The following is a 17,565-nucleotide window of genomic DNA, read 5'->3' on the forward strand; positions in this document are numbered from 1 at the left end:
GAAACGTTTAGACCAAAGCGGCCGATTTTGGAACTGTGGGCCGACTCACCCTTCGTCAGGTCCGGCGATGACGCCGGCAAGGACGTCCAGCAGTTCGCCGCTGCCGGCGGCGAGCGCGCCGTGGTTGATCACCTCGCCGGCGTAACGCGGCGGTTGTCCGCCGCGGTCGAGCAAGGCGCCGCCCGCCTCGGCGAGGATGAGGTCGGCGGCGGCGATGTCCCAATCATGCGCATTGGGCTTGACGAAGGTCGCGTCGATCTTGCCGTTGGCGATCATCGCCAGCCGGTAGGCGAGAGAAGGGATATAGGCTACGCGGCGCATCCGGCCCTGCCAGGCCTCGGGCATGCGGTCGACCAGCGGCTTGGGCCCGCCGATATCGACGGTCTCGCCCGGCGCGCGCACATGGATGCGCTTGCCGTTGAGGAAAGCGCCCTCGCCCGGCAACGCCCAGTAGGTTTCGTCCTTGGCCGGGCATTCGAGCACGCCGGCCAGCGAGCAGCCGTCCTCGACCACGGCGACGCTGACGCACCAGGAATGCAAGCCGTTGAGAAAGCCCCGCGTGCCATCGATCGGGTCGACGACGAAGGTGCGGCGGGCCGAAAGCCTGGCATGATCGTCGGCGGTCTCCTCCGACAGCCAGCCGTAGTCCGGCCGCGCTTTGAGCAGGGTCTCGCGCAGATAGGCGTCGGCGGCATGGTCGGCCTCGCTGACGGGCGAGGTGCCGCCCTTCATCCACACCTGCGGGTTGTTGCCGAAATAGCGCATCGCGATCGCCCCAGCCTCGCGGGCGGCGTCGCGCAGCAATGCAAGGTCGTCGCGCGCTTCGCTCATGGCAAGCTGGTCAAGCACCGGCAAGGGTCATCCCCTCGATCAGAAGTGTCGGCGCCGCAGTGCCGAAATTGCGATCGAGGTCGCTTGCCGGCACCATGTTGAGGAACATGGTCTTCAGGTTCGAAGCGATCGTCACCTCGGCCACCGGATAGGCGAGCGCGCCGTTCTCGATCCAGAAGCCGGAGGCGCCGCGGCTGTACTCGCCGGTCACCATGTCGACACCTTGGCCGAAGACCTCGGTGACATAGAAGCCGCGCTTCAGCGAGGCGATCAACTCCTCCGGCGTGCGCTCGCCGGGCTCGATGGCGAGATTGGTCGAGGACGGCGAGACCGAAGAGCCGCTGCGCGAACCGCGACCGTTGGTGGTAAGACCGAGCTCGCGCGCGGCCGACGTCGACAGAAACCAGTGGTTGAGCACCCCCTTGTCGACCATCAATAGCTTCTCGCCCTCGACGCCTTCACCATCGAAGGGGCGCGAGGCCTGGCCGCGACGCCGCAGCGGCTCGTCGGTGACGGTGATCGCGGCGGCGGCTACCTGCTTTCCCATCATGTCGCGCAGGAAGCTGGTCTTGCGCGCCACGGCGGCGCCGTTGATGGCGCCGGCGAGATGGCCGGCAATGCCGCGCGCCACGCGCGGCTCGAACACGACATCGACCGGGCCGGTCGCCGCCTTGCGGGCGCCGAGGCGGCGCACCGTGCGTTCACCGGCCTTGCGGCCGATGTCTTCCGGCGCGTCGAGATCGGCGAAATGCTGGCGGGAGGAAAATTCATAGTCGCGCTCCATCGCCGTGCCCTCGCCGGCAATGACGCTGGTCGATCGCGAGAAGCGCGAGGCGACATACTGGCCGAGGAAGCCATGCGACGTGGCGAGCACCAGGCCGCCGAGCCCGGCGCTGGCGCCGCTGCCGGCGGAATTGGTGACGCCCTTGACGGCAAGGGCCGCCGCCTCCGCCGCAAGCGCCGTTTCCTTCAACTGATCGGCCGACACCTCGGTCGGATCGAAGAGGTCGAGATCGCGCAAGTCGCGGGCAAGCAGCGCCGGATCGGCGAGGCCTTGGTAAGGATCCTCGGGCGAGACTTTCGCCATGGCGACGGCGCGCTCGGCGAGCGCCTTCGGGTCGGAGGCAGCGGTGGCGGAAACGCTCGCCACGCGCTGGCCGACGAAGACGCGCAGCGAGACATCCTCGCTTTCCGACGATTCGGTGCCTTCGACCTTGCCCAGCCGCACCGACACGCCGGCCGAACGGCCGCGCACCGCGACCGCGTCGGCGGCGTCCGCTCCGGCGCCTTTGGCCGCTTCGACAAGCGCCGCGACGCGGTCGGTCAGTTTCGCTGCGTCGAGCGTGTCGGTCATGCGGTTGGTCCTGTCTGTTCAAGCTGTCCTGGAGGGCAGACGCTGCAGCACTGTCTGGGTGCTGACGTGCCAATTGGATGCTGATGCACCATCTATTGTTCCATGCTCGCTTGTGCAATGGGCGAAGGCCAATCAGGATGCCGCGACCAAATCGCCCCAAAGCCGCAGACATAGCCGCCCGCGGCACCCTTGCCTGTCCGGAGTTCTCGCATGACGCCTTTCCACCTCGCCTTCCCGGTCCGTGATCTCGACGAAACCCGCGCTTTCTATGGCGAGGTGCTAGGCTGCGCGATCGGCCGCTCGTCCGCGACCTGGGTCGATTTCGACCTCTATGGCCACCAGATGTCGGCGCATTTGCGGCCGCAGGCGACCGAAGCGGCCCGCGACGGCAAGGTCGACGGTGTGGCCGTGCCGATCCCGCATTTCGGCGCGGTGCTTCTGATGGACGAATGGGAGCGGCTTGCCGCGCGGCTGGAGGCCCGCTCCGACATAGACTGGCTGGAACGGCCGATGGTGCGCTTCAAGGGCGAGCCCGGCGAGCAGGCGACGCTGTTCATCCGCGATCCATCTGGCAACGCGCTCGAATTCAAGGGTTTCCGCTCGCTGGAGCAGGTGTTCGCGCATTGAGCAGATCGCCAACGTCGGCGCTGCCCCTCACCCTTACCCTCTCCCCGTGAAGGACGGGGAGAAGGGGCCACCAGCGCTGGAGCACATCCCTTCTCCCCGTTCTTCACGGGGAGAAGGTGCCGGCAGGCGGATGGGGGCAGCGCGGTTCACGACGCCACCGGCGCCCAGATCACATCCTCGATTTTCTGCGCTCCCGTCGCCAGCATCACCAGCCGGTCGAAGCCGAGGGCCGAGCCGCTCGCCTGCGGCATGATGGCGAGGGCGGCGAGAAAATCCTCGTCGAGCGGATAGCGCTCGCCGTAGACGCGCTCCTTCTCGTCCATCTCGGCGACGAAGCGGCGGCGTTGCTCGGCCGGATCGGTGAGCTCGCCGAAGGCGTTGGCGAGCTCGACGCCGCAGCAATAAAGCTCGAAGCGCTCCGCGACACGCGGATCCTCCGCGCTCGGCCGGGCAAGGGCGGCCTCCGATACCGGATAGCCGTAGAGGATGGTCGCGCGGCCCTGCCCCAGCGCCGGCTCGACCTTTTCCACCATCACCCGGCTGAACAGGTCGGCCCAATTGTCGTCGAGCGCCGTGCGCAGACCGGCGCGGACCAGCGCCGCGTGGAACGCGTCGCGATCGGTGCTGCCGTCGGCTGCGACGGTCGCCAGCAGGTCGATGCCGGCATACGCCAGGAAGGCTTCGGCCACGCTCAGCCGCTCCGGCTCGGCGAAAGGATCGGCCTCGCGGCCGCGAAAGCGGAAGCTTTTGGCGCCGGCCTTTTCAGCGGCGAGCGCCAGGAATTCGGCGCAGTCGGCCATCAGGCTCTCAACTGTATCGCCGACGCGGTACCATTCGAGCATGGTGAATTCGGGATGGTGCAGCGGGCCGCGCTCGCGGTTGCGCCAGACCGCGCCGAGGCTGAAGATGCGCTTCTCGCCGGCGGCAAGCAGCTTCTTGCAGGCGAATTCCGGCGAGGTGTGGAGATAGAGCGGCTGCCGCGACGCGTCGGGCGCGACCGCCTCGGTGGCGAAGGCCGCAAGATGCGCCTCGTTGCCGGGCGAGACCTGCAGTGCGGCCGTCGTCACCTCGACGAAATCGCGCGTCGCGAACCAGCCGCGCAGGGCATTCGCGATGGCGTTGCGCGCCATCAGCCTTGGCCGGCGATCGGCATGAATATGCGGCATCCACCAGGGCGAAGCGGCGGTCATGGACAGGAAAATCGCGTGGAAGGCTGGCGGTTCGGCGCAAGATGCGCTAGGGCGCACGCGATGGCCGCCGTCGCCGCCTCATGGCAATCGACGCTTGCAGGCCGAAAAACTCGAATGGGATCGAATACCGTGGTCAAGGTCATCGCCAGTTCCTTACGCAAAGGCAACGTCGTCGATAAGGACGGCAAGCTCTATGTCATCCTCTTTGCCGAAAACATCCACCCTGGCAAGGGCACGCCGGTGACGCAGCTCGATATGCGCCGCATCGGCGACGGGGTGAAGGTTTCGGAGCGCTACCGCACGACCGAGATGGTCGAGCGCGCCTATGTCGAGGAGCGCGAGCACACTTTCCTCTATTCCGACGGCGAAGGCTTCCATTTCATGAATCCGGAAAGCTACGACCAGGTCGTGGCCTCCGAAAGCGTGGTCGGCGACATGGCTCCCTACCTGCAGGAAGGCATGGCCGTGCAACTGGCGCAGTTCAACGGCGTGCCGATCTCGCTGACGCTGCCGCAGCGCGCCGTCTTCGAGGTCGTCGACACCGAGCCGGTCACCAAGGGCCAGACGGCGTCTTCGTCCTACAAGCCGGCCGTGCTTTCCAACGGCGTGCGCACGGCCGTCCCGCCGCACATCACCGCCGGCACGCGCGTGGTGGTGATGACCGCCGACGGCTCCTACGTCGAGCGCGCGAAAGACTAGAGCGTTTCACCGTCTCACGGAAACGGCGAACCGCTTACGGCAGCTTTGTCACGGCTCGCCTGCGATCAGGCGAGCCCACCGTCGGCACCAGTCCTCCACCGGCCAAGGTGGCCTTGATCCGTAACCGATCGGTTCGCGCGCAAGGAACGGCAGCGTTGGGCCCGATGCCAGTCATTGGTGCTTCCTCGCCGTCCAGTTTGCTGTTCAGCGTGTGCCTTGCCGGAGCTGCCGCTGATTGCCTCATTGGCCAACGCCAAGAGCCGCGTGCCGCCCGCAGATATCGCGCCTTAACGCTTTGAAACCCGTCTGCCTCATCCTGCTCTTTCCGCTTGAAACACCTTTCCAATCGAATCCAAACGCCGCTGCAGGCGCGGCGCGACGAACTCGAGAAAAGCCCGCAACTTGAGCGGCTGATGCTGCCGGGCGGCGTGCACGATCTGTACGGGCATTGACGCCGGCGCCCACGCATCGAGGATCGAGCGGAGTGCGCCCGCACGGATGCTCTCAGCCGCCTGGTACGACATGACACAAGCGATCCCCAGGCCAGCGACGGCGCCGGCGATCACTGCGTCCGCCGTATTTACCGAATATCGCGGGCGGATGACGACTGTCTTCTCGCCATTGGTGCCGGCGAAGGACCAATCCCGCCAGGGTTCGAGCCCCTCGAAGGCGATGCACTCATGGTCCGGCAACTCATTCGGAGAGACGGGTACGCCGCGTCGCTCCAGGTAGGCAGCGCTCGCGCAGGTCACCCACCGCACCTCGCCGACGCGGCGTGCAAGCAGTGCGCTGTCTGGCAGCTTCCCTATCCTGACCGCGACATCGATGTGGGACTCGGCCAAATCCATAACCTTGTCGGACAGGACAAGACGAACCGTGACCTCGGGGTAGGCACTGAGAAACTCATGGACGATCGGCGCGACGTGCATCTTGCCGAACATGATCGGCGCAGTGACCAGTAGCTCACCACGCGGCGTGCGGTATTCGCCGGCTGCCGCCCGTTCAGCCTCGGCCAATTCTTCCAGTACACGGCGCGCCGAGGCGACATAGGCCGCACCGGCCTCGGTCGGCAGGAGCTTGCGGCTGGTTCGCACCACCAATTGCGATCCGAGGAGCGCTTCGAGGTCCGCCACTCTGCGGCTGACGGTTGGTAGCGGAATGCTCAACATTCGGGATGCGGCAGACAGACTGCCGCCGTCGACCGCAGCGACAAGGGTGCGCATCGCCTCAAATCGATCCATTTTCCCTCTCGTATTGCCGAAGTCTAGCTTTCAGAGATAGTGTCTTCTACCATTTTTCGGAAGGGAATACTTACACTCCTCGAAAGGCCGATTGGCGGTGAGAAGGATCCGTTCTTCATTCCGACTGGCGCCGAGGCGTTCAAGCGGGACGTGCCATCGGCCGATGTTCGTTTCGTCGACAGCGGTCACTTCGCGCTGGAGACCCACGCCCGCGAGACCGTGGCAGCCATGCGCGAGTTTCTCGCCAAGCACGTCGGCTGATGCGGTGGTCCGGGCGCCGCGTGCGGCCGGACTTCTCCCGTTTCACTGGTAACCGCCCCCCTTGCACGCAGTTGGACCCGCGCGAAGGACTGAGGGGGCCGGAGTTTCAGCAGCCACACCACCGGGACACTGCGCTGTACTAACGCTTCGGCCGGCAAAGGCCGGAAGCGCAGGGAAACCGTCGTTTGCAGGCCGGCCTCAACCGAATATCAACAGGGCCCTAGTCGACCCACTTGGCCGGTCCACGGAACTCGATCCCATAGCGGCCTGCAAGTTCCGCCACTTCCGCTATCTGGTCGGGAATGCGCAGTTCGCGTGCGGCCGCCTCCACGAAGAATTCCTCCAGCCCGCCGGGCGTCAGGATCGTAAGGTTGCGGCCCGGCGCGGCACTCGCGACGCGGAACGTGTGCGGCACGCCGCGGGGCAGGAAGATCGACGCGCCTGGCCGCACCGCCATGACCTGATCATCGAGCCAGAATTCGTATTCCCCTTCAATCACATGGATCACCTCGTCCTCATTGTGGTGCACGTGAACCGGCGGGCCGCCCCGCGAAGGTACGGTCGATTCGAAGACACCGACGATGCCGCCGCTCTGGTATCTGCCGACATTGATCCTGTAGACCGTGTCCATCCATTTGACGGCGCGCGCCGAGCCTGTGGCGATGTTCATCGCGTTTCCCTTTCCATGTTCGGTCAGTTAGGTTCGGTGCTGCAGCGCCGTTTGCATCGTTAGGGCAATGATCCGACTGGCGGAAATCGAATGATAGTATTCGGGATATTGGCGCCGTGAATTTGGCCGCGTTCGATCTCAACCTGCTGCGCGTATTCGATGCCATGATGCTGGAGCTGAGCACGGTACGTGCCGGCGAACGGGTCGGCCTGTCGCAGCCGGCGGTCAGCTCGGCGCTCGGGCGCCTGCGCGCCATCCTCGGCGACGAGCTTTTCGTGCGCGACGGCAACCGCATGATGCCGACACCGCGCGCGCTCCAGCTGAAGGAACCGGTGCGCCAGGCGCTGGTGCAGATCGAGGAGGCCCTTGCGGCAAGCGCTGCCTTTGATGCTCAGACGTCGACGCGATCCTTCATGCTGATTGGCTCGGACTATTTCTCGACATTGCTGATGCCGAAACTGGCGGCGAGGGTCACGCCGACCGCGCCTTCGATCGTCCTCCAGATGATGGACTACCCATCGGCCGACGTTTTCGGCCTGCTGAGCGACGGTAAGGCCGACATCGTCCTGGACAGGGCGTTGGAGACCCCGGAGTGGATCGCCAGCCGGAGGCTGTTCCGTTCATGGCTTGTCTGCATCGCCCGCCGCGGGCACCCCTTGATCAGCGCAACGGAGATCCGGCCAGGGGAGGCCCTTCCAACCGACGTCTTCTGCGCCATCCCGCAGGTGTTGCGCTCGGCCGACGGGAGCAGGTCCGGTACCATCGATCCGGCGCTCCAGAAGCTCGGCCTGTCGCGCAAGGTCGCCATCACCGTTCCGCATTTCCAGGCCGTTGCGCTTGCCGTGGCGAACAGCGACCTGCTCGGCAGCATCCCGGTTCACTTTGCGCGCCTGGTGGCCGAACACCTCGAACTGGATATTTTCATGCCGCCGATGGAATCGCCGGCGATGGACGTCACAATGTACTGGCATCGCCGGTTCGACCGCGACGCCGGCAACGCTTGGCTGCGCGAGCAGCTTGGGGCGGTCGCTTCGTTCGAACCGTAGGCCCACGCGATCGAGCGAGCAAGGATGACGGTTTGGCGGGCTACGTCGCGAACACCCGGTCGACTTCCGCAAGGGTGTGCTGGTAGGCGCTCTCAGCGGGAAGGTCAGCCAAGCTACTCTCCGGAGAGCGACGATATCAGCACATATCCGCGGGTCCTGTTCTGGTTGTCGCTGTCGACCGTGTTCATCGCCCCGAACAGGTCGACCGTTTTCACCCACACCGGCGGGTATTTGTAACGAGCGACATCGAGGATCAGGAACCTGTCCGCCTTCTCGTCGTAAGCGGCCAGCGGGGATATATGACCGCCCTTCTCCTGGCCTATCGCCTTGCGCAGATAGTTGACGATGACGAAGTGTCCGGGTTTGGAAAGGAATGAACTGGCCTGGGTCCGGAACTGCTCGGGGCTTGCGTCCGAAGCATGGCGGACTTCGGCCTTGATCGGCTGCGTGGAAAGAATGGCCCCGATCTGGTCGAGCGTCATTCCCTGCTTGTCCAGGACCTGGCGAGGAAGAATGGCCTCTGTGCGCTCATTGAGGACATTGTCCTGCGTGAACGTCCTGTAGGGTTCGTATTCCGGCACAGAAGGTGCGGGAAGGTTGAGTGCATTCAGCACCATGACGATGCTTGCCACACCACAATAGGCCTGCGTCTTTTGCGTAAGAAAGTTGCTCGCGAGAGGGAAATAGGCTTCCTTCGCTGTGCTCTCGACCAGAAAGCCCTCTCCGGATGGGGAACTGAATCCGGTCAGGTTGTCCGGAAGCTTCAGCGTCTCCGAGAAGGCGCCGGATGCAGCCAAAAGAAATATCAGCAAGAGCGAATACAAACGCGCAGACATGGTGGTCCTCCGCCCGGTTAAAGGAAGCGTCGAGGAATATACCAGCTTGTCGATACGGTGGCACGTTCGAGTTCGATGCTGCCGGCACGCCGCCACAAGCCTCGCAACCCACTCCCGACGCTGATGCCGGCGTCGGGTCAAGTCCGCAAGAGGCTGCGCAGGCGAAGCCGCAGCCGGGGGCGATCGACTGGCGGTTCGGCACCCGTCTCATTGGATGTCTGCTCGCTGGGTGGCAGCAGGTAGAGCCAGGCCAGCATCTCATTGGCCTCGCCACAGCAAGGCCCCGCAATGCCGGCCGAAAGGAGGCTCAGCGCTTCCCCCCGCGAAAGTATCGTGGGTGCAATCGACGTGCCGGTCCTCGCATGCATGATTAGCCTCCATAATTGGCGGTGGCAGCGACACGCAGGTTTTTCGAGCGACGCGAGACAGGTGGCGAACCTCATCTCATGGACATCAGGTCCGTCATGAGGCCGACCCCTACCCTGACGACGAACTTCGGCGCGAGGGGCTCCAGACAGCCGATATCATTCAGCTGATCGGGCGTCAGGTCTGCCAACGCCCTGCGTGCTGCAACGGCCCGCCGCCAGGCCGTGAAGGCAGCGAGCGCTGCCGCCACGCTTTTCGACATTGCACCGAGTAGCCGCTGTTTCGGTGCGCGGGTCTTCGCGTGAGTTTCCGTGTGAGCCATTTCGCTCTCCCGTTCCAGACTGATGCCGGAGCGTGTCACGGAGGCGATTTGCGCTTGTTCAGCCAAGCGTGAACCGTCGAGGAAAGGCCATCGGATCGCCGTTAAATCCGCGTTAAATCGACCAGCGAAGATGTTATTGTGCCGGTGCGTTCGAAATTCGGAGGGCAGTCGTGCGCATCCGGTTGCTTGGCGGTCTCGAGGTGACTTCCGCAGATGGCCAGCCCATCCGCTTCGCGACGCGCAAATCCGGGCTTCTCTTTGCCGCTCTCGTCCTGGCGGGGCGCCGCGGCCACCATCGCGAACGGCTTGCCGAAGGGTTTTGGCCGGGACGAGGCGACGCGCAGTCGCGCAACAGCCTGCGCCAGGCTCTTGCGGATATCCGGCGATGGTTTCCTGCCGCCGGCAGTGCGGCCATTTCCGTCGAGGGAGATCAAGAAGCGGTAGCGCTGACGGCCGGCCCGGACGAAGCGGATATCTGGCTCTTCGAGCGCAAGCTCGCCGAAGGCGGCGCGGCGGACCTCGCCTTCGCCGCCGAGCTCTATCGTGGTGACGTGCTTGCGGGCGAAGCCATTCCGGACGGTCTGGATGAATGGTTCGGTCCGCATCAGGTCCGGTACCGGCAGAAAGCGCTGCAACTGGTGGAACGCCTGAGCCTCGCGCTGCCTGAAGCCGGAACCGAGGATGACGCGGCCTGCGAGCGGCTCGCCGAAAGGCTGCTCGCCTCGGATCCGACCGCGGAGGCGGCACATCGGGCATTGATGCGGGTCCACGCCGCCAGGGGCCACGAAAACGCGGCCCTGCGCCAGTTCGAATCCTGCCGCGCGCTGCTGAGGAAGCACCTGGACGTCGAGCCCGAGGCACAGACCAACGCATTGGCGGCGGCGCTGCAAACACGCGGTGGAAATCGGCTGTCCTCGTCGGCGCACGAGCCGCATCAGCCTGTCTCCACGGCGGCGAGGCCGCATGACCAGCCCTCGGTGGCGGTGATGGCCTTCGACAATCTCGGCGGGGCGGACGACGAGTATTTCGCCGACGGCGTCGTCGAGGAGATCACCGCCGCGCTTTCGCGAATCCGGGACTTCTTCGTCATCGCGCGCCAATCCGCCTTCACCTACAAGGGACGCTTCGTCGACGTGCGCGAGGTCGGCAGGGAACTCGGCGTCAACTATGTGGTCGAAGGCACGGTTCGGCGGGGCGGCGACCGGCTGCGCATTTCCGTGCAGCTGGTCGATGCCGAGACGCGGGCGCAGCTATGGTCCGAGCGCTACGAGGGCGCGATCGAAGACGTTTTCGAGTTCCAGGACAGGATCGCGGCGCAGGTAGCGGGCGCCATCCATCCGGCCATCCGTGGTGCCGAGATCGAGCTGGCCAAGCGCAAGCCGCCGACCAGCCTGCGGGCCTATGATTTCGTCATGCGCGCCTATCCGAACATTTGGGGCCGCCGCAAGGACACCAACGACCAGGCCATAGAGCTGCTGAAGAAAGCGATCGCAGTCGATCCGGCCTATGGCCGCGCCCATGCGCTCCTGGCTTGGTGCCACGCCTCGAATGCCGCATATCTGTGGGCCGAGCACCCGGAAAGCGAGTTGGAAAGGGCGCGCGCGGCGGTCGAGGCCGCGGGCTCGATCGGCGACGATCCTACCGCTCTGGCCGCCGCCGGCTCGGCATTGAGCATGTGCGGCGACCAGGAGCGCGCCGCCACCTTCATCGAAAAGGCGCTCAAGCTCGATCCGAACAATGCTTGGGCATGGGCACGCCATGGCTGGATCGCGATCTACAAGGACGACGCAGCCCACGCGCCGGAACGGTTCCAGCGAGCGATGATGCTGAGCCCGATGGATCCTTTCGCGTTCAACATGAGACTGGGAATGGCCACCGCCATGGCCAAGACAGGTTCTCTCACCCAGGCTGTCGCGATCGCCCGCGAGGTGATCGCCGCCCATCCCGACATAATCATGTCCTATCGGTACCTCACCGCCTGGGCAGCGATGAGCGGCGACATGGAGACCGCCCGCTGGGCCGCGCAGAAGCTGCTCGCCGCCCAGCCGGGCTTCACGATCGAGCGATACCGGTCGCTGCCTATCTTCCGCAACACCCCGGAATGGGCGGACCGGGTGGTCGAAGCCTTGAAGCAGGCGGGGCTTCCCGAGCGCTGATCAGGCGGCCATTTCCACCGGCAGGCCGGCGGCCTTCCACTCCGGCATGCCGTCCTCGAGACGACGCGCGGAATGGCCGAGCGAGCGCAGCGCGGCCACTGCTTCGAACGACATCACGCACCAGGGACCGCGGCAGTAGGCGACGATCTCCCGGTTCGTATCGGCGCTTTGGGACCAGGCCTTGATTTCGCCGAGTGGGACATTGATCGCACCGGACACATGGCCGAGTGCGAACTCGTCCGGCGGGCGGACATCGATCAGCGTCACCAGCCCATCGCGCATCAGCGCCTGGAGTTCCTCGCGCCCGACGGGCCGCATGCCGTCTCGCGCCGCGAAATAGCCGCGCACGATGCGGTCGACTTCAGCGAGATGCCGCTCGGCAACGGCGCGCACTGACGCGAAGGCGGAAAGCACGCTCTCATCCGCAAGCGCATAGCGGACGAACTTGCCGTCGCGCACGGCCGAGACAATGCCGGCTCGACGCAGTGCCTGCAGATGCTGGGAGACGTTGGCTATCGGCTGGCCGAGCTTCCCGGCGAGAGCCTCGACGCTGCGCGCGCCTTGCGCGAGATGCTCGATCATTTCCAGGCGCAGCGGGTGGCCGAGCGCCTTGGCGACGATCGCGAACTGTTCGTAGAGCGCCTGTTTCGGATTGCGGATTGACATCGTCCTTTCAGCGACGCATCGTCATTCAATAAAATAATTGAATGACGCTTTCGACCATTGCTGTCAAGCCGGACAGTCCACCCGGAGCAGTCGGCCGTTCGGAGGAAAAGCGATGATTCTCAGGCAGTTCCTGCATACCGACCCGGTTGCCGCCTCCTATCTGTTCGGCTGCGGCGGCAAGGCTTCGGCGGCCGTCGTCGATCCGGTCGGCGACATTGCGTCTTATGTCGAGGCGGCACGCGCGACCGGCATGCGCATCCTCTATGTCGTCGATACGCATATTCATGCCGACCACATCTCGGCCGGACGGACGCTCGCCGAGGCGACCGGCGCCGAATACGTGCTGTTCGAAGGCGCCGAGGCAGGCTTCCCGTTCCGCCGCGTGAAGGACGGCGAGGTGCTCGAGCTTGGCAACGTCACGGCGACCGTCATGCATACGCCGGGCCACACGCCGGAGCATCTAAGCCTTTTGGTCACCGACCGGACCCGGTCGGCCGAGCCCTGGTTCGTGCTCACCGGACACACGCTGATGGTCGGCGATCTCGGCCGCACCGAACTTGCGTCCAGCGCCGAGGACGGGGCACGCGCGCTCTATGCCAGCGTGCGCCGGCTGAAGGAATTGCCCGACCACATCGAAGTGCTGCCGGGCGCCTATTCCGGCTCGGTCTGCGGCCGCTCGCTGAGCGGCAAGCCGACATCGACCATCGGCTTCGAGCGGCGTTTCAACAAGGCCTTCCGCATCGAGGACGAAGGCGAGTTCGTCACCGCCATGACTGGCGACATCCCTCCCCCGCCGCCGGACGCCGCCCGCACAAGGGCCGCGAATGCCGGGGCTCGGTCTTGAGCGCAGCCGCATCGGCCGTCGCGCTCGGCCTCAAGGCCAACTGGAAACAGTTCGCGCTCCTGGTGCTGATCAACGCCTTCGTCGGCGGCATGGTCGGCATCGAGCGGACCGTGGTGCCGCTGATCGGCGCGGAGGAATTCGGCGTCGCCTCCACCACGCTCGTCACCTCCTTCATCGTCAGCTTCGGTGTGGTCAAGGCCTGCGCCAACCTCGTCTCCGGCCAGCTTGCCGACAGATGGGGCCGCAAGCGGGTGCTGATCCTCGGCTGGCTGTTCGGCCTGCCGGTGCCCTTCATCATCATCTGGGCACCGAGCTGGAGCTGGATCGTCGCCGCCAATGCGCTGCTCGGCATCAACCAGGGGCTCGCCTGGTCGATGACCGTCATCATGAAGGTCGATCTCGTGGGGCCGAAATCGCGCGGGCTTGCGGTCGGCCTCAACGAGTTCGCAGGCTACCTGGCCGTCGGGGTCACCGCCTTCCTCACCGGCTATCTGGCGAGCCGCTACGGGCTGCGCCCGGTGCCGATCTATCTCGGCGTCGGCTATGCGATCCTGGGCGCCGCGCTGTCGATCCTTTTGGTGCGCGACACGCGCGAGCATGTGCGGCTGGAACTGGCCAACCATCCGAAAGCCGCTTCGCCGCTCGGCTTCCGCGAGATCTTCATGCTGACCTCGTTTGGCGACCGCAACCTGTTCGCGGCCTCGCAGGCCGGCCTGGTCAACAATCTGAACGACGGCATGAGCTGGGGGCTGTTCCCGCTCTTCTTCGTCGCGAACAGGCTTGGCGTCGAGCGGATCGGCATCCTCAAGGCGGTCTATCCGGCCGTCTGGGGCGTCCTCCAGGTCGCAACCGGACCATTGAGCGACCGCTGGGGCCGCAAGGGCCTGATCGTCGCCGGCATGTGGGTGCAGGCGGTGGGGCTCCTGCTTACCGCCATGACGCGCGATTTCGGCTGGTGGCTGCTGGCGAGCCTGCTGCTCGGCCTCGGCACGGCGATGGTCTATCCGAGCCTGATCGCGGCGGTGTCGGACGCCTCGCATCCGTCCTGGCGGGCGCGCTCGCTCAGCGTCTACCGCTTCTGGCGCGATCTCGGCTACGCAATCGGAGCGTTGTCGGCGGGCCTCATCGCCGACTTCTTCGGCTTCGTCGCGGCAATCGCGGCGATCGCGGCGCTGACATTTCTCTCGGGCGCGATCGTGGCCGTGGCGATGCGGGAGACGGCGCGCTGACCCGGAGCGAGGCGACTGGTCGGCAGCGTCGCGTTTACGATATCCGAAGCTTCGTGCTGCCACGGACGCGCCTGTCCGGTACTATGGCGCCGGGTGCATTCTCGGGGTCGTTCATGAACAACTCGACGCGCATGCCGTGGGTCGACACGGCAAAAGGTCTTTCGATCATCCTAGTGGTGATGATGTATTCCGCCTACAATACCGGTGAATATACCGGCGGCGTCGGCTTCCTGCATTATGTCATCGGCTTCGCGACACCCTTCCGGATGCCCGAGTTTTTCCTGATTTCCGGGCTGTTCCTGTCGCAGGTGATCGAGCGGCCGTGGCGGCGCTATATCGACCGGCGCGTCGTCCATTATCTCTATTTCTACGTGCTGTGGGCGATCATCTCGATCGGGCTGAAGATCGGCATCTTCAGCCGCGATCCGGCCGGCATGCTGCATGACCTCGCAATGGCCGTCGTCCAGCCCTATGGCGTGCTGTGGTTCATCTACATGCTGGCGATGTTCGGCCTCGTCGCGCGCATCCTGCGCGAACTCGGCGCGCCGCACTGGATCGTCATTGCGGCCGCCGCGGTGCTGCAGATTTGGGCGCCGCATTCGGAGAGCTACGCGCTTACGCAATTCGCCGCCTATTTCGTGTTCTTCTATCTCGGCTTCGTCATGGCGCCGCTGGTGTTCCGGCTGGTCGCGTGGACGCAAGCGCGGCCGGCGATCACCGTCGCGGGCCTGGCCGCATGGGCGGTCGTCAACGGCCTGCTCGTCTATTCGCCGGGTTATGCCGTTCAGCCGGTCGGCATGCAGATGGGCCTGGCGGCATGGCCGCCGCTGCATCTTGCGCTCGCCGTCGCCGGCGCGGTGGCGCTCTGCGTCGCCGGCGGCTTCCTGTCGAAATTCGCCGCGATGGAATGGCTGCGCTGGCTCGGCGAGCATTCGCTGGTCGTCTATGTCGCCTTCACCATCCCGATGTCGATCTTCCGCGGCGCGGCGCTTGCGAGCGGCCTTCTGACCGACACCGGCTGGCTCAGCCTCGCGGTGCTGCTCGTTTCGACGATCAGCCCGGTCATTCTCTATTTCATCGTCAAGCGCACCGGCTTCGGAAACTTCCTGTTCGAGCGGCCGGCCTGGGCGCATATCGACAGGCCGGCTGCCGGCCAGATTTCCAACAAGGGCGTTGCCCGGCCGGCGCGCGAGGCGGCCTGAGGCCAGTTGGTTCGTCGGCAAGCCGCAGTCCTGCCGGCTATTTGCCGACAGTCGAGGGACGGCGCACGGCCTTGATCTTGCCGCTGCTGCCGCCACCGCAGAAAAAGCAGTCGCCACCGTCGGATTCCAGCCCCGACACGCCGGAGGGCATCGCCACCTCCTGCAGCACGTCGCCCGTCTCGGGATCGATGCGCAAGAGGTCGCCCTCCTCGCCTTCCCAGGTGGCATGCCAGAGCTCGCCGTCGACCCAGGTGACGCCGGTGACGACGCGCTTCGATTCGATGGTGCGGATCACCTTGCCCGTCTCTGGATCGATCTGATGGATCTTGTGCGCCCTGTATTCGCCGACCCAGAGCGAACCTTCGGCCCAGGCCATGCCCGAGTCACCACCATTGCCGGGGGCCGGAATGGTGGCGACGACCTCGCCGGTCTTCGGATCGACCTTGTGGATGCGATCCTCGCCGATCTGGTAAAGGTGCTCGCCGTCAAAGGCGGTTCCCGCATGCGAGGCGACGTCGACCGATCGCACGATCGCGCCGCTGTCCGGATCAAGCGCTTTCAGCTTGTCGCCGGTGGCGAACCAGACATTCTTGCCGTCATAGGTGACGCCGTTGATGCGCTCGGCGTCCGGGAAGGGTCCATATTCCCGCAGGACCTCGGCGGCTCGTTTCATTTTCGATCTCCATCTGAACAATGGCCGCAGACTAGTCGCTCGGCAGCGGACCCGGGAGTAACAAGACAGTCGGGAATCCGGTCATCGGCGGCGTCATCCAGCGACGCGCCCTGCCGCGCCCGACCGCTCGCACCTTGTCCTGCGTGGAAAGCGCCTCCAGCGCGCGCTGCACGGTGCGCGGGCTGGCGCCAAGCGCGATCGCCAGCGCCGAGCTCGACCACGACTCGCCATCGGCCAGGAAGGCGAGCACTGCCCCATGCTCCTCCTCGACAGGCGGAGCGAGCACCACGACTTCGCTGGCACTCATCGGCGTGAGCGTAAAACCGGCCGCCGTCGCGTTGATTTCAGCCAGCGCGCTGAGTTCAGCGCGCAGCCGTCCCATCTCGACCCGGAGCCGAGCGCGATGCGATTCGTCCGCGTGCCTGGCCCTGAAGGCGCGCCTCAGCAGCACCTCCCGCGGCGCATCCGCGGGCCACGCTTCGGCAAGCGTGCGCGCCAATGCAAACAGCACCGGCCGCGTCGCCAGCGAGACCGCCGTACCGGCCTGGCGCACGACATTGCGGCAGGCGTCGATGACGAGCGCGCCGGATGCGAGCAGCGCTTCGACCTCGTCGAGTTGGAGCGGCTTTTCCAAGCCCTTCGATATGAGCCGCGCGACGGGCGTGTTCAACACCAGCGTTGCGCTTTCGACCTCCGCCCTCAGCGCCGGGATGTTGGCTTGGTAGGCCGCAAGCGCCGCCCGGCCGAGCGCCGCGCGCGCAGCTTTCGTCCGCAAACGCCTGACCGCGATGCCCGCGGCCGCGAGCTCATGCGCGACGCGCGCGACCGGTGGCAGCGGCGCCGGATCGAAGCCGGCAAGCAGGCGCTCGGCCTCGTCGATACGGCCGATCAGGATCAGCCGACGCGCCTCAAGGCTTCCTGCATAGGCCGCATTCACGCGATCGCCATGCGATACAAGTGTCGTCCTTGCGGTTCGCAACGCCTTCTCCGGCCAGCCGAGATCGCGCGAGACGAGCGCGATCTCGGCCTCGGCGACGACACAGCGGGCCCGCGCCACTGCCTCCTTCGGGCTGAAGGCGCGGGCCGCGCTCTTCAGCAGCGCCTTGGCCTTGGCGAAGTCGCCGAGCTGAGCCATCGCGATGCCGCGCAGCGCCAGCGCCGGCGCGTCGTCGCGCAGCGCGACGCGCTTCAAGGCGCCGAGCGGGTCACCCGCGGCAAGCGCGCGGCCGGCGGCATTGATCAGCGAGTCCATGCAATGCCCGTCTTAGGGTCCGCCGGATCAAATCGCGCCACACTTGTAACTCTCACCATCGCGCCGTCCGGCCCTATGTCTGTCCGCGTCACCCTCAACC

General features: G+C 65.8%; 17 protein-coding genes and 1 pseudogene. 8 read left to right on the forward strand and 10 right to left on the reverse strand.

All coding sequences use genetic code 11. The annotated features are described in order from the left end of the window. Positions 1-45 precede the first annotated feature (45 nt). Positions 46-831 carry a 3'(2'),5'-bisphosphate nucleotidase CysQ gene (locus tag QAZ22_RS23145; RefSeq protein WP_278207917.1) on the reverse strand — a complete coding sequence of 262 codons (786 nt, stop codon included), beginning with the start codon at positions 829-831 and terminating at the stop codon, positions 46-48. A 10-nt stretch (positions 832-841) separates the two neighbouring features. After that, on the reverse strand, positions 842-2,185 hold the full coding sequence (locus QAZ22_RS23150; protein ID WP_278203018.1) for a TldD/PmbA family protein: 1,344 nt from the start codon (positions 2,183-2,185) through the stop codon (positions 842-844). Between the two features lie 210 nt (positions 2,186-2,395). On the opposite strand from QAZ22_RS23150, the gene QAZ22_RS23155 reads away from it, so the two are divergent. Continuing rightward, entirely contained in the window at positions 2,396-2,812 is a 417-nt protein-coding gene (locus QAZ22_RS23155) for a VOC family protein (protein ID WP_278078140.1), read from the forward strand. 146 nt (positions 2,813-2,958) lie between these two features. Here the strand turns inward: QAZ22_RS23155 and epmA are convergent, their stop codons facing one another. Continuing rightward, positions 2,959-4,002 (reverse strand): EF-P lysine aminoacylase EpmA, encoded by a 1,044-nt coding sequence (gene epmA, locus QAZ22_RS23160; protein WP_278203019.1) that lies wholly within the window; start codon positions 4,000-4,002, stop codon positions 2,959-2,961. Positions 4,003-4,131: 129 nt separating this feature from the next. On the opposite strand from epmA, the gene efp reads away from it, so the two are divergent. Then, positions 4,132-4,701 carry an elongation factor P gene (gene efp / locus QAZ22_RS23165; RefSeq protein ID WP_040974006.1) on the forward strand — a complete coding sequence of 190 codons (570 nt, stop codon included), beginning with the start codon at positions 4,132-4,134 and terminating at the stop codon, positions 4,699-4,701. Between the two features lie 311 nt (positions 4,702-5,012). Here efp and QAZ22_RS23170 read toward each other — a convergent pair whose 3' ends face one another. Continuing rightward, on the reverse strand, positions 5,013-5,942 hold the full coding sequence (locus tag QAZ22_RS23170; protein ID WP_278203020.1) for a LysR family transcriptional regulator: 930 nt from the start codon (positions 5,940-5,942) through the stop codon (positions 5,013-5,015). A gap of 90 nt (positions 5,943-6,032) precedes the next feature. Between QAZ22_RS23170 and QAZ22_RS23175 the strand changes: the two are divergent. Next, positions 6,033-6,203 (forward strand): annotated as a pseudogene (locus QAZ22_RS23175) (alpha/beta hydrolase); the annotation flags it as partial. A 220-nt stretch (positions 6,204-6,423) separates the two neighbouring features. Here QAZ22_RS23175 and QAZ22_RS23180 read toward each other — a convergent pair. Then, positions 6,424-6,873 (reverse strand): cupin domain-containing protein, encoded by a 450-nt coding sequence (locus QAZ22_RS23180; protein ID WP_278203021.1) that lies wholly within the window; start codon positions 6,871-6,873, stop codon positions 6,424-6,426. A gap of 116 nt (positions 6,874-6,989) precedes the next feature. On the opposite strand from QAZ22_RS23180, the gene QAZ22_RS23185 reads away from it, so the two are divergent. Continuing rightward, positions 6,990-7,919: a LysR family transcriptional regulator gene (locus QAZ22_RS23185; RefSeq protein WP_278203022.1), complete on the forward strand. Its 930-nt coding sequence runs from the start codon at positions 6,990-6,992 to the stop codon at positions 7,917-7,919. Positions 7,920-8,032: 113 nt separating this feature from the next. Here QAZ22_RS23185 and QAZ22_RS23190 read toward each other — a convergent pair whose 3' ends face one another. Both QAZ22_RS23190 and QAZ22_RS23195 read right to left on the reverse strand, forming a co-directional pair. Further along, a complete protein-coding gene (locus tag QAZ22_RS23190; protein ID WP_278203023.1) occupies positions 8,033-8,755 on the reverse strand; it encodes a phytochelatin synthase family protein in 723 nt (240 codons plus the stop codon). A gap of 439 nt (positions 8,756-9,194) precedes the next feature. Continuing rightward, positions 9,195-9,443, reverse strand: coding sequence for a DUF1127 domain-containing protein (locus QAZ22_RS23195; protein ID WP_278203024.1), 249 nt, complete (start codon positions 9,441-9,443; stop codon positions 9,195-9,197). Between the two features lie 170 nt (positions 9,444-9,613). Between QAZ22_RS23195 and QAZ22_RS23200 the strand changes: the two genes are divergently transcribed. Next, the gene (locus QAZ22_RS23200) at positions 9,614-11,599 is read left to right on the forward strand and encodes a BTAD domain-containing putative transcriptional regulator (RefSeq protein ID WP_278203025.1); all 1,986 of its coding nucleotides are present in this window, start codon (positions 9,614-9,616) and stop codon (positions 11,597-11,599) included. On the opposite strand, the gene QAZ22_RS23205 is transcribed toward QAZ22_RS23200, so the two are convergent. Then, a complete protein-coding gene (locus tag QAZ22_RS23205) occupies positions 11,600-12,265 on the reverse strand; it encodes a metalloregulator ArsR/SmtB family transcription factor (protein WP_278203026.1) in 666 nt (221 codons plus the stop codon). A gap of 112 nt (positions 12,266-12,377) precedes the next feature. Between QAZ22_RS23205 and QAZ22_RS23210 the strand changes: the two genes are divergently transcribed. The 3 genes from QAZ22_RS23210 to QAZ22_RS23220 all read left to right on the forward strand — a co-directional run bounded on the left by QAZ22_RS23210 (position 12,378) and on the right by QAZ22_RS23220 (position 15,540). Next, the gene (locus tag QAZ22_RS23210; RefSeq protein WP_278203027.1) at positions 12,378-13,109 is read left to right on the forward strand and encodes an MBL fold metallo-hydrolase; all 732 of its coding nucleotides are present in this window, start codon (positions 12,378-12,380) and stop codon (positions 13,107-13,109) included. Further along, positions 13,106-14,338: an MFS transporter gene (locus QAZ22_RS23215; protein ID WP_278203028.1), complete on the forward strand. Its 1,233-nt coding sequence runs from the start codon at positions 13,106-13,108 to the stop codon at positions 14,336-14,338. The genes QAZ22_RS23210 and QAZ22_RS23215 overlap by 4 nt, the downstream gene beginning before the upstream one ends. Before the next feature lie 113 nt (positions 14,339-14,451). Further along, complete coding sequence (locus QAZ22_RS23220; protein WP_278203029.1) at positions 14,452-15,540, forward strand: acyltransferase family protein; 1,089 nt, start codon at positions 14,452-14,454, stop codon at positions 15,538-15,540. Positions 15,541-15,577: 37 nt separating this feature from the next. Here the strand turns inward: QAZ22_RS23220 and QAZ22_RS23225 are convergent, their stop codons facing one another. Together QAZ22_RS23225 and QAZ22_RS23230 are read right to left on the reverse strand one after the other, a co-directional pair. Next, positions 15,578-16,213, reverse strand: a complete 636-nt coding sequence (locus tag QAZ22_RS23225) for a DUF5074 domain-containing protein (RefSeq protein WP_278203031.1) — start codon at positions 16,211-16,213, stop codon at positions 15,578-15,580. A gap of 31 nt (positions 16,214-16,244) precedes the next feature. Further along, complete coding sequence (locus QAZ22_RS23230) at positions 16,245-17,465, reverse strand: helix-turn-helix domain-containing protein (RefSeq protein ID WP_278203032.1); 1,221 nt, start codon at positions 17,463-17,465, stop codon at positions 16,245-16,247. Positions 17,466-17,565: the final 100 nt, after the last annotated feature.

Source organism: Mesorhizobium sp. WSM4906 (genome assembly GCF_029674625.1).
In the GTDB taxonomy this organism is placed as follows: Bacteria; Pseudomonadota; Alphaproteobacteria; order Rhizobiales; family Rhizobiaceae; genus Mesorhizobium.